Source organism: Pseudoalteromonas sp. SANK 73390 (assembly GCF_054966645.1).
Genome location: NZ_ARPN01000088.1, coordinates 15338 through 30906, shown reverse-complemented (window position 1 = coordinate 30906; position 15569 = coordinate 15338). Strand labels below are relative to the sequence as shown.

General features: G+C 42.3%; 11 protein-coding genes. 8 read left to right on the top strand and 3 right to left on the bottom strand.

Annotation, left to right across the window (positions count from 1 at the left end; all coding sequences use genetic code 11):
• The 5 genes from recF to SANK73390_RS11055 all read left to right on the top strand — a co-directional run bounded on the left by recF (position 1) and on the right by SANK73390_RS11055 (position 7534).
• Positions 1 to 1089: a DNA replication/repair protein RecF gene (recF, locus tag SANK73390_RS11075; protein ID WP_462766082.1), complete on the top strand. Its 1089-nt coding sequence runs from the start codon at positions 1 to 3 to the stop codon at positions 1087 to 1089.
• A gap of 12 nt (positions 1090 to 1101) precedes the next feature.
• Positions 1102 to 3525 (top strand): DNA topoisomerase (ATP-hydrolyzing) subunit B, encoded by a 2424-nt coding sequence (gyrB, locus tag SANK73390_RS11070; RefSeq protein ID WP_462766081.1) that lies wholly within the window; start codon positions 1102 to 1104, stop codon positions 3523 to 3525.
• A gap of 315 nt (positions 3526 to 3840) precedes the next feature.
• Positions 3841 to 4740, top strand: a complete 900-nt coding sequence (gene glyQ, locus SANK73390_RS11065; RefSeq protein ID WP_462766080.1) for a glycine--tRNA ligase subunit alpha — start codon at positions 3841 to 3843, stop codon at positions 4738 to 4740.
• A gap of 2 nt (positions 4741 to 4742) precedes the next feature.
• Positions 4743 to 6815 (top strand): glycine--tRNA ligase subunit beta, encoded by a 2073-nt coding sequence (gene glyS / locus SANK73390_RS11060; protein ID WP_462766079.1) that lies wholly within the window; start codon positions 4743 to 4745, stop codon positions 6813 to 6815.
• 269 nt (positions 6816 to 7084) lie between these two features.
• Entirely contained in the window at positions 7085 to 7534 is a 450-nt protein-coding gene (locus tag SANK73390_RS11055) for an early set domain-containing protein (protein ID WP_462766078.1), read from the top strand.
• On the opposite strand, the gene tusA is transcribed toward SANK73390_RS11055, so the two are convergent.
• From tusA to fadB, 3 genes are all read right to left on the bottom strand, one after another.
• Positions 7535 to 7774 (bottom strand): sulfurtransferase TusA, encoded by a 240-nt coding sequence (gene tusA, locus SANK73390_RS11050; RefSeq protein WP_462766077.1) that lies wholly within the window; start codon positions 7772 to 7774, stop codon positions 7535 to 7537.
• Positions 7775 to 7929: 155 nt separating this feature from the next.
• Positions 7930 to 9099, bottom strand: coding sequence for an acetyl-CoA C-acyltransferase FadA (fadA, locus tag SANK73390_RS11045; RefSeq protein ID WP_462766121.1), 1170 nt, complete (start codon positions 9097 to 9099; stop codon positions 7930 to 7932).
• Between the two features lie 10 nt (positions 9100 to 9109).
• Positions 9110 to 11272, bottom strand: coding sequence for a fatty acid oxidation complex subunit alpha FadB (fadB, locus tag SANK73390_RS11040; protein ID WP_462766076.1), 2163 nt, complete (start codon positions 11270 to 11272; stop codon positions 9110 to 9112).
• A gap of 276 nt (positions 11273 to 11548) precedes the next feature.
• Between fadB and SANK73390_RS11035 the strand changes: the two genes are divergently transcribed.
• From SANK73390_RS11035 to SANK73390_RS11025, 3 genes are all read left to right on the top strand, one after another.
• Entirely contained in the window at positions 11549 to 13435 is a 1887-nt protein-coding gene (locus tag SANK73390_RS11035; protein WP_462766075.1) for a transglycosylase SLT domain-containing protein, read from the top strand.
• 125 nt (positions 13436 to 13560) lie between these two features.
• A complete protein-coding gene (pepQ, locus tag SANK73390_RS11030; protein ID WP_462766074.1) occupies positions 13561 to 14883 on the top strand; it encodes a Xaa-Pro dipeptidase in 1323 nt (440 codons plus the stop codon).
• Positions 14884 to 14949: 66 nt separating this feature from the next.
• Positions 14950 to 15564, top strand: coding sequence for a YigZ family protein (locus SANK73390_RS11025; RefSeq protein WP_462766073.1), 615 nt, complete (start codon positions 14950 to 14952; stop codon positions 15562 to 15564).
• Positions 15565 to 15569: the final 5 nt, after the last annotated feature.

The following is a 15569-nucleotide window of genomic DNA, read 5'->3' as shown; positions in this document are numbered from 1 at the left end:
ATGAGCTTAACGCATTTAAGTCTCGGTGATTTTCGTAACATCGAGACGCTGGCTTTTGAACCCAACCCCGACATAAATATTATTTATGGGGCAAATGGCAGTGGTAAAACGTCATTACTTGAGGCCATCTACTTTCTATCTCATGGTAAATCTTTTCGTACTAATAAGCATAAAATCCTGATCCGCCACGAACAAGTACACTGTGTTGTTCATGCTAAAAAACAAATACATAACTTGTCTATACCTGTTGGTATTAGTAAAAATAATAGCGGCGAAACAAGGCTTAAGATCCAAGGGCAATCCAGTAGGAAAATGTCTGAATTAGCGCAACTCATTCCTGTTCAAGTAATTACACCAGAGAGCTACGAATTATTTTTTGGTGGGCCAAAGGAGCGACGCAAGTTTTTAGATTTAGGAGTGTTCCACGTGGAACATGCTTTTTTTAATACATGGCGAAACTTTAATAAAATACTTAAGCAACGTAACGCTCTTCTTAAATCTAGGCCTGTAAATTATGCTGAGCAGGTTCAATATTGGGACAAGGAGTTCGTTAGCCTTGCTGAACAAATAAATAACTACAGAAAAGCGTATATAAGTAGGTTTGAGGCGCTATTTTTTGATAAAATAGTACGTCAAATACCCATATTTTCTGAGTTAGAATTACGTTATGATGCTGGGTGGAAAGATTGTCTTGCATCACAACTCAAGCAACAATTTGAACGCGACACCAAGCTTGGCTATACAAGTCGAGGACCTCATAAAGCTGACTTTAGTTTTTATAGTAAAGGTCATGGTGTGGAAAATATTTTGTCTCGTGGTCAGCTTAAATTACTTTTGTATGCACTTAAAGTGACTCAAAATAATTTGATAGCATCACAGACAGATAAGCAGTCAATACTGCTTATTGATGACTTACCTTCAGAGTTAGGTGAAGAAACGATGCAGAGTGTTTCTGCTTTATTGGCACAATGTCAGTCACAACTGTTCATTACAGCCATCACCGCTGAAAGTATTTCTGCTGTTGTGGAACCGATGCAAAGAGCATGTAGTATGTTCCACGTGAAACATGGCAGCTTAATAACAAAATAATTGGAAGAAACCATGTCTGAAAATTACGATTCGTCCAGTATTAAAGTACTGAAAGGATTGGATGCAGTTAGAAAGCGTCCAGGAATGTATATAGGGGATACCGATGATGGGACTGGTCTACATCATATGGTATTCGAAGTTGTTGATAACTCAATCGATGAAGCATTAGCTGGCCACTGTGACGATATCTTTGTCACAATTCATACCGATGGTTCTGTTTCTGTACGCGATAATGGGCGAGGTATTCCTACTTCAATTCATGAAGAAGAAGGTGTCTCTGCTGCAGAAGTTATCATGACTGTTTTACACGCGGGTGGTAAGTTTGATGACAACTCATATAAAGTATCAGGTGGTCTACACGGTGTAGGTGTATCGGTTGTAAATGCACTTTCTGAAAAACTACAATTAACAATTCGCCGTGAAGGCAAAGTGCATCAACAAAAATATTCTATGGGTGTGCCGGATGCGCCATTGGCAGCCATTGGTGAATCAGATACTACGGGTACTGAACTTCGTTTTTGGCCAAGTGGTGAAACATTCACAGATTTGAACTTCCATTACGATATTCTAGCTAAGCGATTACGAGAACTATCGTTTTTGAACTCGGGTGTGAGCATCATTTTAAATGATGAACGCGAAGAGAATAAGCAAGATCACTTTAAATATGAAGGTGGTATTCAAGCATTCGTAGAATACTTGAACCGCAAAAAAACACCAGTACATCAAAGTGTTTTCCACTTTACTACGGAACGTGAAGATGGCATCAGTGTTGAAGTGTCAATGCAGTGGAATGATGGCTTCCAAGAAAATATTTACTGCTTCACAAATAATATTCCTCAACGTGACGGTGGTACGCACTTAGCAGGCTTCCGTGCTGCGCTAACGCGTACATTGAACACTTATATGGAAAAAGAAGGGTTTAATAAAAAAGCAAAAACAACCAGTAATGCTACAGGTGATGATGCTCGTGAAGGTTTGACCGCTGTTGTTAGTGTTAAAGTACCTGACCCGAAATTCTCTTCACAAACCAAAGATAAATTGGTTTCAAGTGAAGTTAAATCGGCCGTTGAACAAGCAATGGCTGAGAAGCTTACTGAGTATTTACTTGAGCACCCTGCGGATGCTAAAACGGTTGTCGGTAAAATAATTGATGCAGCACGTGCGCGAGAAGCTGCTCGTAAAGCACGTGAAATGACTCGCCGCAAAGGCGCAATGGATTTAGCCGGTTTACCGGGTAAATTGGCTGATTGCCAAGAGCGAGATCCTGCTCAATCTGAACTATATATAGTGGAGGGTGACTCTGCTGGCGGTTCTGCTAAGCAGGGTCGTAATCGTAAAAACCAAGCTATCTTACCGCTCAAAGGTAAAATTTTAAACGTTGAGAAAGCACGTTTCGATAAAATGTTATCATCACAAGAAGTTGCTACGCTTATTACTGCGCTTGGTTGTGGTATTGGTCGTGATGAATATAACCCAGAAAAACTACGCTATCATCGTATCATTATTATGACCGATGCGGACGTCGATGGCTCTCACATTCGTACTTTGCTATTGACTTTCTTCTATCGCCAAATGCCTGAAATCATCGAGCGTGGTTATGTTTATATTGCTCAGCCACCATTGTATAAAGTGAAAAAAGGTAAGCAAGAGCAATACATTAAAGATGATGCCGCATTGACTGTTTACCTTACCGCTTTAGCATTGAATAATGCTGCTCTGTACCCAAGTGAAGGGGCTGCTGCGGTTGAAGGGGATGCTTTAGCTGAAATCGTTAATGACTATCAAAATACCGTTAAAATTATTGAGCGACTTAATCGTAAATATCCAGCTTCAGTGACGAATCGTTTAATTTATCAAGCTGAGCTCACTGAATCTGATTTATCTGATCAAGAAAAAGTAAAAGCATGGACAGATGCATTGATTAATGACTTAGTTGATTGCGATGAAGATGCCACTATTTTTAGCTCAGATGTTAGCTTTGATGATGAGCGTCGTATGTATTACCCGGTGGTGAAAATCCGTCAGCACGGTGTCGATAAGGCTTATACATTAGATTATAACTTTCTTACCTCTAAAGATTATGTTCGTATTGCGCATACAGGTAAGAATATCAGTAATTTGTTTACTGAGGGTGGCTATATCCAGCGTGGAGAAAAAACATATCCAGTTGATAACTTTGTAGATGCACTTGAATGGTTGATTGGTGAATCAAAACGTGGCTTGTATACACAACGTTATAAAGGACTGGGTGAGATGAACCCAAGCCAGCTTTGGGAAACTACCATGGACCCATCAGCACGAAGAATGCTAAAAGTTACTATTGAAGATGCGATTGCTACTGACCAACTATTTGCAACGCTTATGGGTGACCAAGTTGAACCGCGTCGTGAATTTATTGAAACCAATGCATTACGTGTTGTGAATCTAGATGTATAAAGCAGATTATTAATATTAAAAAAAGCAGCGATTCGCTGCTTTTTTATTTTCAGCACAAAAAAATCACGTATAAAGTGAGTGAGTTAAATCCATTAGTTGATTTGAACAATGAAGGCTTAAAGTTTCCTACGTTCTAATCAATAAAAAACAGTGTAAAAGAGGTGTATTAAATGGCTTTTTTGCACTTTAACGCTTAAAACGTGACACTGCTCGCGGTATACTGAGCGTAATTTTCAATCATTATTCCTTGCTGGCGCGTATTTGCATACCGCTTGGTTCAAGGGTAATAAGATCCTAATTATAATTAAGCCAACTATGCAAAAATATGACGTAAAAACCTTTCAAGGGTTGATCCTGGCTTTACAGGATTATTGGGCACAGCAAGGTTGTGTAATTGCACAGCCTTTAGATATGGAAGTTGGAGCAGGGACATTTCACCCTTTGACATTCTTAAAGTCAATTGGTCCAGAGCCAATGTCGAGTGCGTATGTTCAACCATGTCGTCGCCCTACAGATGGCCGCTACGGCGAAAACCCGAACCGCTTGCAGCAGTACTATCAGTTCCAAGTGGTACTTAAGCCATCACCAGAGAATATTCAAGAGCTTTACCTTGGGTCTTTGGCAGCTATGGGTATTGATACCCTAACCCATGAGGTGCGTTTTGTTGAAGATAACTGGGAGTCGCCAACATTGGGGGCGTGGGGCTTAGGTTGGGAAGTGTGGCTTAATGGAATGGAGGTAACGCAGTTTACCTACTTTCAGCAGGTTGGTGGCATTGAATGCGCGCCAGTAACCGGAGAGATCACATACGGCCTAGAGCGTCTGGCCATGTATATACAAGGTGTAGATAGTATATATGACTTAATATGGACGGATGGTCCTATGGGACGGGTGACATATGGTGACGTGTTCCATCAAAACGAAGTAGAGCAATCGACTTACAACTTCGAGCACGCTGATGTTGATGCATTATTTTTGCAGTTTGACCAATGCGAAAAAGAAAGCCAAAAGCTTATAGAAGCCAGTTTACCTTTACCTGCTTATGAGCAAGTGATGAAGGCGTCACATGCCTTTAATTTACTAGATGCGCGACATGCCATCTCAGTAACTGAACGCCAGCGCTATATTTTGCGTGTACGTGCATTATCAAAAGCCTGTGCACAGGCATATTATGATGCTCGTGAAGCCCTTGGTTTCCCGCTTTGTAAGGATTAAGCATGTTGACTGAAAATCTATTAGTAGAAATTGGTACTGAAGAGTTACCACCAAAAGCCTTACGAAAACTTGCTGAGGCATTTGCCGATAATATGGCGAGTGAATTAACGGGCCTTGAATTAAGCTACCAAGCAATTAGCTGGTATGCCTCGCCGCGTCGCTTAGGTGTAACCGTAAAGGGGCTTGAAACACAGCAACAAGATAAAGTTGTTGAAAAAAGAGGCCCTGCAACAAAAGCAGCATTTGATGCCGATGGTAATCCGACTAAAGCGGCACAGGGTTGGGCGCGTGGCTGTGGTATAGATGTATCACAGGCGCAAACGTTAGAAACAGATAAAGGTGCATGGTTAATGCATCGCGCTACGGTAAAAGGCCAACAAGCAAGCGAACTCCTTGCTGATGTGATCAATAAGGCGCTTGCGAAATTACCAATCCCTAAACCAATGCGCTGGGGGGCAAATAAAACACAATTTATTCGCCCAGTTCACACCGTTGCGGCATTACTTGGCAGCTTACAGATTTTAGGTGAAGTTTTAGGTAAACAGATAAGCAACCAACTGCAAGGTCATCGCTTTCATCATCCTGAGCGTGTTACTGTAGCGCATGCTGATGAAGTGTTTGAGGTGCTAAAAGGTGCCTATGTTATTGCTGATTACGAAGTACGTAAGCAACTTATTAGAGAACAAATTGAAGCCGCAGCGGCCAAAGTAAATTCAAAAGTTGCCATGGATGAAGATTTACTTGAAGAGGTTACGTCGTTGGTTGAATGGCCCGTGACGTTAACTGCATCATTTGAAGAAGCGTTTTTAGATGTACCAGATGAAGCGCTTATTTACACAATGAAAGACGACCAAAAATACTTTCCATTACTGGATGAACAAGGCAACTTGATCAACAAGTTTTTGTTTGTTTCTAACATTGAAAGTAAAGACCCTAGTGTGGTTATCTCTGGTAACGAAAAAGTGGTACGTCCTCGTTTAGCTGATGCACAGTTCTTCTTTGAAACAGATAAGAAGAAAACGCTGGAAAGTCGTTTAGCATCGCTAGAGTCGGTATTGTTCCAAAAGCAACTGGGTACACTCAAAGACAAGTCTGAGCGTATTGCGGCATTGGCAGGTTACATTGCTGAGCAAGTTGGTGCAGATAAAGTGTTGGCTGAGCGCGCCGGTTTGCTAAGTAAAACTGACTTGATGACTGAAATGGTTATGGAGTTCACTGATGTACAAGGCGTAATGGGTATGCACTACGCCCGTATTGATGGCGAAGCAGAAGAAGTCGCGTTGGCACAAAATGAGCAGTATATGCCGCGTTTTGCTGGTGATGATTTACCTTCAAACTCAATTAGCTATGCAGTTGCACTGGCTGACAAGTTTGACTCCTTAGTGGGTATTTTTGGTATTGATCAAGCACCAAAAGGTGATAAAGACCCATTTGCATTACGTCGTGCAGCTATCGGTGCATTACGTATTATGGTAGAAAAAGAGCTAGCATTGGATATCAATGATATTGTTGCTAAAGCGCAAAGTTTATTTGCTGATAAGATCAGTAATGACAAGGTCGCTGATGATGTGCTGGAGTTCATGCTTGGTCGTTTTCGAGCTTGGTATCAAGATGAAGGCATTAGCGTTGATGTGATTCAAGCGGTACTTGCGCGTCGTCCTACAGCCCCTGTAGATTTTGACCGCCGCGTTAAAGCGGTAAGCCACTTCCGTTCGCTACCACAAGCAGATGCTTTAGCTGCAGCAAATAAACGCGTTAATAATATTCTTGCTAAGAACAATGTCACATCTGATGACTCACAAGTTAATCAAGCATTATTAAGCGAAGAGGCTGAAAAGGTATTGGCGAAGCAGGTTGCTCAGCTAAGCGCTGAATTAGCGCCAATCTATGCCAAAGGTGACTATCAGCAAGCACTAACACGATTGGCTAGTTTACGAGATGCAGTTGATAGTTTCTTTGACAATGTAATGGTAATGGCTGATGACGAAGCGGTGAAGCAAAACCGTTTAGCATTACTGAGCCAACTAAGTAGTTTGTTTTTAAATACTGCTGATATTTCTGTATTACAGAACTAGTTAAAACTCGATGTAATAAAGCCAGCATCATGCTGGCTTTTTTGTTTAGCTAAGCGACTTATTAACTGCGTTAAAAATTACTCAAGTAGAATAATTACATACCGTAATTTTTGCTTAGCTACTAAGCCATTTATCTATCGAAATTGGTATTATTTATTTCAATCTGGCTTTGGTATAAGTGATTTACGGCAGGCCAATAAGGTTTATTGCGTAAGCAAGTATTCACTAATTAAAATATAGTCTGGGTTGATATTTTTGGAGTAGCGATTATGAAAAAGCACGTTATGGCTGTGTTGTCAGTACTATGTTTGTCAGCTTGCTCAAGTCAGGTGAGTGTACAAAGCGGCTCAGGCAGTGAGGTTATGAATGCGGGTACACTTGACCGTGCTATGTATTTACGCGGTGACTTTACACTATGGGACTTTGAACCTCATTATATATTAAAGGAGCAGAGTGCGGGTATTTATACGGTAAAAGCTAAATTTATGACACCGGGTAAGGTATATGAATTTAAAATTGCTGATGAACAATGGAGCCAAGGGTATAACTGTGGATATAAAGTACAGGGGGCATTAAAGCTGGGCCAAGCTAAACTGGCTGATTGTAATACTCTTTATAATTACTTTACTTTTATGCCAAATAAGAAAGGCTGGTACACTATTACTTTTGATTATAGAGATAGTCAGTCACCGACAGTAACAATTAACATGAGTTACTAATCAACGGCCTTTTTTCAATACATATCGAAAAGGGGCTTGTGCTACTTCTTTAGCTAATAATGTGTGATCCATAAACTCACAGAAGCTCGGAATATCACGCGTAGTCGATGGGTCATCAGCAATAATGAGTAGCGTCTCTCCTTTATCCATCTTACGGACCATACCACGGATCATCATAACAGGCTCTGGGCAGCGTAGCCCAAGTGCATCGAGTGTATGATCAGGATTAGAAAATGGCATACCTTAGTCACTTCACATTAATTGATAAATTAGTTAGCTATTTTAACCACAGTCGCGATACAAATAAACTGATGCTGAAAAAAACACAAGAAAAAAGGTAAAGCGACTAATCACTTTACCTTTGTCACCAAGTTGAATTGGGTTACAAGGGGGTGTTAATTATCAACGCGCTCAAATACGGTCGCAATACCTTGGCCTAAACCAATGCACATTGTTGCTAAACCATAGCGTGCGTTTTTCTCTTCCATAATATGAATTAAAGAAGTGCTAATACGTGAGCCTGAGCATCCTAATGGGTGGCCCAACGCAATCGCACCACCATTTAAGTTTACTTTTTTATCTGCTACTTCAAGTAAACCTAAGTCTTTAAGTACTGGTAAAGATTGTGCTGCAAATGCTTCGTTAAGCTCTGCCACATCGATATCATCAATGCTAATACCCGCTTGCTGTAATGCTTTTTTACTCGCAGGCACTGGACCGTAACCCATAATCGATGGGTCGCAACCTGCAACGGCCATTGACTTAATACGTGCACGAATTGGTAGGCCAAGCTCTTTTGCTTTGCTTTCGCTCATTACTAGCATGGCAGAAGCACCATCAGATAGCGCGGAAGAAGTGCCCGCTGTTACCGTACCTGAAGCTGGGTTAAATACAGGACGTAACTGACTTAAGCCTTCCACGGTGGTTTCTGGGCGAATTACTTCGTCGTGCTCTACGAGCACTGGTACGCCATTGTCGTCATGACCTTCCATAGGTAAGATTTCTTTAGCAAAACGACCTTCAACGGTTGCTGCATGAGCACGCTGGTGTGAACGGTAAGCGAAGTTATCTTGCTGCTCTCGGCTAATACCATGTAAGGTTGCAAGGTATTCTGCCGTTAAGCCCATAACTCCAGCAGCTTGTGCTATTGACGTTGAAAGGCCTGGGTGGAAGTCAACACCGTGAGTCATAGGTACATGTCCCATATGCTCAACACCACCAATCAGATAAGTATCGCCTGCACCAGTCATAATAGCGCGTGCTGCATCATGTAGTGCTTGCATTGAAGAACCACATAAACGGTTTACGGTGACAGCTGGCACTGAGTGTGGAATACCTGCTAATAGTGCAGCATTTCGTGCTACGTTAAAGCCTTGTTCAAGTGTTTGTTGTACACAGCCCCAGTAGATATCGTCGATAGAAGCGGGGTCAACACTTGGGTTACGCTCTAATAAACCTTTCATTAAATGCGCACTTAAATCTTCAGCACGGCGATGTTTAAACACACCGTTTTTAGAGCGACCCATCGGGGTACGAAGACAATCTACGATTACCGCTTGTTGCATTGCTGACATGTTACTGGCCCTCCACTGAATAGAACACTTTACCTTCGTTTGCCCATGCTCGGGTTTGCTCAGAAACCTGATAAATCGCACCAAGGTGCGCATATTTATCAGCCATTGCGACAAAGTTAGCTAGGCCAATTTGGTCGAGATATCTGAATGCGCCGCCTCTAAATGGTGGGAATCCGATGCCATAAATGAGTGCCATATCCGCTTCTTGTGCAGATGCAACGATGTCTTCTTGTAAACAAAGTAGCACTTCATTGAGCATGGGGACCATACAACGCTCGATGATCGTTTGCTTATCAAACTCTTTGCTTGATTCGCAAATAGAACTAAGTAGTTCAACTGACGCAGCATCTTTTGATTTTTTCAAGCGACCTTTTCTATCTGGCGCATACTGGTAGAAGCCTTGTTTATTTTTCTGACCGAAACGCTCCGCGTTTGCAAGTATTGCAACCGGGTCTTTTTCTTGACGTGCCATACGTTCAGGGAAGCCATCAGCCATAACACCAGTACAATGGTTAGCCGTATCAATACCTACAACATCAAGTAGGTATGCAGGGCCCATCGGCCAGCCAAAGATATTTTCCATGACTTTATCAACTTTAGTAAAGTCCGCACCTTCAACCACTAATTGACTAAAGCCTGCAAAGTAAGGGAACAATACGCGGTTAACGAAAAAGCCTGGGCAGTCGTTTACTACAATCGGTGATTTACCCAGCTTCAATGCGTAATCTACAACGGCATTAATGGTTGCTTCAGAGGTTTTTTCACCACGAATAATTTCAACGAGTGGCATTTTTGGTACCGGGTTGAAAAAATGCATACCACAAAAGTGTTCAGGGTTTTTCAACGCTGACGCAAGTTCATCAATACGAATTGTTGAAGTGTTTGAGGTTAAGATTGTGCCTTCAGGTAGCTGCGCTTCAAGTGCTGCTAATACGGTTTGTTTAACCTTAGGATGTTCAACAACGGCTTCAACAACAATATCCGTGTTCTCTAAGTCACGCTCTTCAAGGGTTGGTTTAATTTTACCAAGGGTTGCGACCATTTTATCCATGGCCATATGACCACGCTGTACTTTTTTACCTAAAATGGTTGCAGCTTCATTCATACCTAAATCAAGTGCTGCTTGGTTGATGTCTTTCATCACAATAGGTGTGCCTTTATAGGCAGATTGATATGCAATACCGCCACCCATGATGCCCGCACCTAATACCGCAGCTTGTTTGATTTCAAGCGTTGATGCTTTAGCTTGCTTTTTAGCAACCCCTTTAATGTACTGATCAGCTAAGAAAATGCCCGTTTGCGCAGCAGCTTCTTTGGTTTTAGCAAGCTTTGCAAAATTGGCATTTTCAATTGCCATGGCTTCAGTGCGGTTAGCGTTTGCAGCTGCTTGAATAGTTTTTACTGCCATAACTGGCGCTGGATAGTGGCCTTTGGTTTTACCCATAACCATGCCTTCGGCCATCGCAAAGCTCATGCCTTGCTCAACACGATTCATTTTTAATGGGCTAAGCTTTACTTGGCGCTTGGCACGCCAATCAAGCTTACCGGCAACAGCTTGCTCTAGCATACTGATTGCACCATCTAACAGCTTGCTTGGGGCAACGACACCGTCTACTGCACCAACTTTTAGGGCTTCTTCAGCGCGGTGCTCTTTGCCTGTTGTGATCCACGTCATCGCATTGTCAGCGCCGATTAAGCGAGGTAAGCGTACCGTGCCACCAAAGCCTGGCATAATACCGAGTTTAACTTCAGGTAAACCAATTTTGGCTGTGTTGCTTGCTAAACGGTAGTCGCAGGCGAGTAGCCATTCGCAGCCACCGCCTAGTGCTAAGCCGTGAATTGCAGATGCTGTTGGAAAAGGAAGATCTTCAATCGCGTCAAATACATCGGTTGCGTTTTTTATCCAACCAACTAATTCTTCTTCTGGACGTTGGAAAGTTGGAAGAAATTCAAAAATATCAGCACCAATAATAAAGTGCTCTTTATCACTGGTGAATACCATTGCGTCAATATCGTCGCGTTGGCTTAATGCTTGGAATGCTTGCGCACACTCTTGAAGGGTTTGCTGAGATAGTTTGTTAACCGAACCTGGCATACAAAACTTAAATTCAGCGATTTTGCCTTTGCAAAAATCAACAACAAAGGACTCGCTCTTGTATAACATGCTTGTTCTCCCGTGTAGTTACACTGGTACGATGAGTTGCTATTTCACCCAGTTTGGCTGCTTTAAATGAAAAATGCAATGAAAAATTTACTCAGCGTTTACCCATATCTTAAAAAGTGTACGCTTTGGTGATATGGTGGCTAAGTCTCTTTTTATAAACTTACAGCCTAGCCAGTATTTGCGGGTTTTGCTTGGTAAGTTGGGTTGCAAGGATGGCCACACTTTGACGCGCCTACCTTGCACGTTTTTAAGACAATTAACGATTTGAAGGTCATTATGAAGCCATGGTTCTTAAAGGTTGCTGTAACTGGTTTGACGGCGATAAGCTGCTTTTCTTTTGCAAACAGTGACCACGACGCATTTAAAAAGGCGGAGAGAATAGCTTGGTCGGGTAATTATAACGCCTTTACTCAGGTGCTCAATCAGCTAGAACACCCGCTAAAACCCTATGTTGAAATGGCGTTTTTTGAACGTCACCCCAAGCTTAAATATCAACAGCAAATTGGGCACTTTTTAACGGTATATGAAAGTACTCCATTAGAATGGCCTGTTCGTGAAAGTTGGCTTAAATATCTAAAGCGCAGAGACAAAAAAGCATTGTTTATTGATTATTATCAAGATACCAACGATGCTGCATTACATTGTACGTATTTACAATATCAACTTGAGCTAGGTGCGCCTAAAAAAGCTATCTTAGAGCAAGTGTCTGATTTGTGGGTGGTAGGTAAGTCGCAACCAAGTGCGTGTAACACTATTTTTAATAAATGGCAGCAGGCTGGATATTTAACCTCAGACCGACTCTGGTCGCGTATCACCAAAGCTGCGCAAGGGGGACAGGTGTCGTTACTGCGTTATTTAAAAACGCTATTACCTAAAAGCGATGCTTATTTAGCCGATCTATATACCACCGTTCGGCGTGATCCCAGTGCATCAGCTGGTTTATATCGCTATAAAAAGCGCAATGAAAAAGAGGCGCAAATTGCGGTGTATGGGGTGCGAAGACTCATATGGCGAGACCAAAAGCTCGCATTGCGGGCTTGGGATAAGCTGCAGGGTATGTTTGATTTCACCGAGCAACAAAAAGACAGCGTAGCCTATCGTTTTGCGTTAGCTTTGGCGTCCAAAGGTCATTCCGATGCTCGGTTTTGGTTAAATAAAGTTAAGCCAGAGCAACAAGACGCTAAGTTGCGTCAATGGATGATGAGCAATATGCTCAAAGAGCAGGATTGGTCAGGTATTGCAGCATTATTCACGGGAATGACAAATCTAAGCCATGGGCAAACCTATTGGCTTGCCTATAGTTATGCACAACGTGGTGAGATAGATAGAGCCAATAGGTTGTGGCAAGGCATTGCGAGTGAGCGAGATTATTACGGCTTCTTGGCAGCAGGGCGCTTGGGGTTGGATGTCTCTTTAAATACTAAGTCGCTAGATGTTCAGCCAAGTTTATTGACTAAAGTCTCTCAAGCACCGGGGTTTAAACGTGCCAAGGCACTTTACGAATTAGGTCGCTTCACTTCGGCACGTCGTGAATGGAACTATTTGACTAATACGTCGAGTGTGGCCGAAAAACTGGCTGCTTCTATTCTTGCCGCCGAGCTAGATTGGTACGACAGCACCATCTATACCTTAGCGCAAATTAAGGCATGGGATTACGTTGAGTTACGTTTTCCGATTGCCTTTGAAAAGTACTTTAGCCGCTATAGTAAACGCAATCATGTTGATATGGCTTGGAGTATCGCAATTGCGCGCAGAGAGAGCTCATTTGCACCTGATGCACGTTCTCATGCCAATGCATATGGCTTGATGCAGTTGTTACCTAGCACTGCCCGTTATATTTCTAAGCAGCGTGTTTCAAAACGAAACTTGTTACAGCCTGCGACTAACATTCGCTTAGGTACAGACTACTTAGAGTATTTAAAAAAGAAAAATCAGGGTAATGAAATGCTCGCAACGGCTTCGTATAATGCCGGATATCATCGAATTAAAAAGTGGCTACCTGATGAAGCGATACCCGCAGAGTTATGGATTGAGCTGATCCCTTATCGAGAAACCCGAGATTATGTGAAAAATGTGTTTGCTTATCGTCAGGTATATCACACCCGATTAGGTCGAGAAGGCAATATTGTGGCCCCATTGTTAGAAATGCGCATTGGTGGCTAAGGGGATGTGTATTCGATAGTGCACAGCTTGACACAAAGGTGTGGGGTAATCTGGCGACTTCGCTGGATTGCATTTTCAAGCCTGTGTTAGACTCAAAATCATCGCAACTAATAAAACGGTTAACCATGGAACAATTAGCACAATATTACGCTGGACACATTGCTACTTTGCAACAGCGCACGAAAACCATTCTTGAGCAAGAAGGGCTTGAGGGTTTAGTGATCCATTCAGGTCAAGCAAAGCGCCAATTCTTAGATGATATGTATTATCCATTTAAAGTTAACCCGCAATTTAAAGCTTGGTTACCAGTGATAGATAATCCGCATTGTTGGTTAGTTGTGAACGGGTTAGATAAACCTAAGTTGATATTTTATCGCCCTGTAGATTTTTGGCACAAAGTGCCTGATGAGCCAAATGACTTCTGGGCGGATTATTTTGATATTGAATTACTGGTTCAGCCAGATCAAGTTGAGAAGTTTCTGCCTTATGATAAAGCCAATTTTGCGTATGTTGGTGAGTATTTAGAGGTTGCACAAGCGCTGGGTTTTACCAATGTAAATCCTGAAGCGGTAATGAACTATTTGCACTATCACCGTGCGTATAAAACACAGTATGAATTGAGCTGTTTACGTGAGGCAAACCGTTTAGCAGTGACTGGCCACAAGGCCGCGCGTGACATGTTTTATGCTGGAGGCTCTGAGTTCGCTATTCAGCAAGCGTATTTAAATGCCACTGAACATATGGAAAACGACACACCCTATGGCAATATCGTTGCGCTTAACAATAATTGTGCCATCTTACATTACACGCATTTTGAGCGTCAGGCGCCTAAGCAACATCGCTCGTTTTTAATTGATGCGGGTGCAAACTTCTATGGTTATGCGTCTGATATTACACGTACATATGATTTTGCCAAACAAGGTGAGTTTGCTGAGTTAGTAAAAGTGATGAATGATCATCAAATTCAGTTGGGTAAACAGCTCAGTCCGGGCAAGCTTTATGGTGAATTACATATTGATTGCCACACCCGAATTGCCCAAGTGTTAGCTGACTTTGATATCGTAAAATTGCCAGCGCAAGACATCGTTGCCAAAGGCATTACGTCTACGTTCTTTCCACATGGCTTGGGCCATCACCTTGGGTTGCAGGTACACGATATGGGTGGTTTTATGGCGGATGCGTCAGGTTCTCATCAAGCACCTCCTGAGGGGCATCCATTCTTACGCTGCACGCGAAAGGTTGAAGCTAAGCAAGTATTTACAATTGAACCAGGACTTTATTTTATTGATTCGTTACTTGGCGACCTTGCGCAAACGAATAATAAACAATACATCAATTGGGATAAGGTGGAAGAACTTAAGCCATACGGTGGTATTCGTATTGAAGACAATATTATTGTCCACGAAGACAGATTAGAAAATATGACGCGTGATTTAGACTTGGGCTAAGCTCTCGGTGTATGATTGAGGGGAGCACAAGGCTCCCTTTTTTGTTTGTAAGGTGTTAAATGATTGATGTCTGAATACCAAATCCCCGCTGCAACTGTGAGCTACCACGAAGAAATAAAAAAAAGCACTTTCATCGTTCATTTGGCCCATACGCCGAATATTGAGGATGCTAAAGCTTTTATTAAACATGTTAATGACCAATACTCAGACGCAAGACATAATTGTTGGGCGCATGTTGCTGGGCAACCAGGTGGTAGTCATGTCTATGGCTTTTCGGACGATGGAGAGCCAAATGGTACGGCAGGTAAACCAATGTTAAATGTATTGGTAGGCTCTGGGCTTGGAGAGGTAACGGCAGTCACTACACGCTACTTTGGTGGCATCAAACTGGGCACTGGTGGTTTAGTACGTGCATATGGCGGTACGCTTAATAATGCTCTGGCACAATTACAGACGAGTTTGAAAATTCCCGCAACCTACCTAGTTGGCAATTCAGACTACGCTCTACAAGGGGTGATTGAGCAGCACCTCAATACCCACTTTACGGTGCTAAATTTGGATAAACAGTACGGGGCATGTATAGGTTGGCGCATTGAAATTGATCTTCGGCAAGCTGAACAAGCATGCCAAGAAATTTTAGATTTAACGCACGGTGTGGTTGAGTTAAAAATCAAAGCGTAAGACAA

Coding starts and splice junctions, on each gene's coding strand:
- fadB (WP_462766076.1), bottom strand. CDS start 11,272: ATGTTATACAAGAGCGAGTCCTTTGTTGTTGATTTTTGCAAAGGCAAA.
- recF (WP_462766082.1), top strand. CDS start 1: ATGAGCTTAACGCATTTAAGTCTCGGTGATTTTCGTAACATCGAGACG.
- fadA (WP_462766121.1), bottom strand. CDS start 9,099: ATGCAACAAGCGGTAATCGTAGATTGTCTTCGTACCCCGATGGGTCGC.
- SANK73390_RS11035 (WP_462766075.1), top strand. CDS start 11,549: ATGAAGCCATGGTTCTTAAAGGTTGCTGTAACTGGTTTGACGGCGATA.
- glyS (WP_462766079.1), top strand. CDS start 4,743: ATGTTGACTGAAAATCTATTAGTAGAAATTGGTACTGAAGAGTTACCA.
- SANK73390_RS11025 (WP_462766073.1), top strand. CDS start 14,950: ATGTCTGAATACCAAATCCCCGCTGCAACTGTGAGCTACCACGAAGAA.
- glyQ (WP_462766080.1), top strand. CDS start 3,841: ATGCAAAAATATGACGTAAAAACCTTTCAAGGGTTGATCCTGGCTTTA.
- pepQ (WP_462766074.1), top strand. CDS start 13,561: ATGGAACAATTAGCACAATATTACGCTGGACACATTGCTACTTTGCAA.
- tusA (WP_462766077.1), bottom strand. CDS start 7,774: ATGCCATTTTCTAATCCTGATCATACACTCGATGCACTTGGGCTACGC.
- gyrB (WP_462766081.1), top strand. CDS start 1,102: ATGTCTGAAAATTACGATTCGTCCAGTATTAAAGTACTGAAAGGATTG.
- SANK73390_RS11055 (WP_462766078.1), top strand. CDS start 7,085: ATGAAAAAGCACGTTATGGCTGTGTTGTCAGTACTATGTTTGTCAGCT.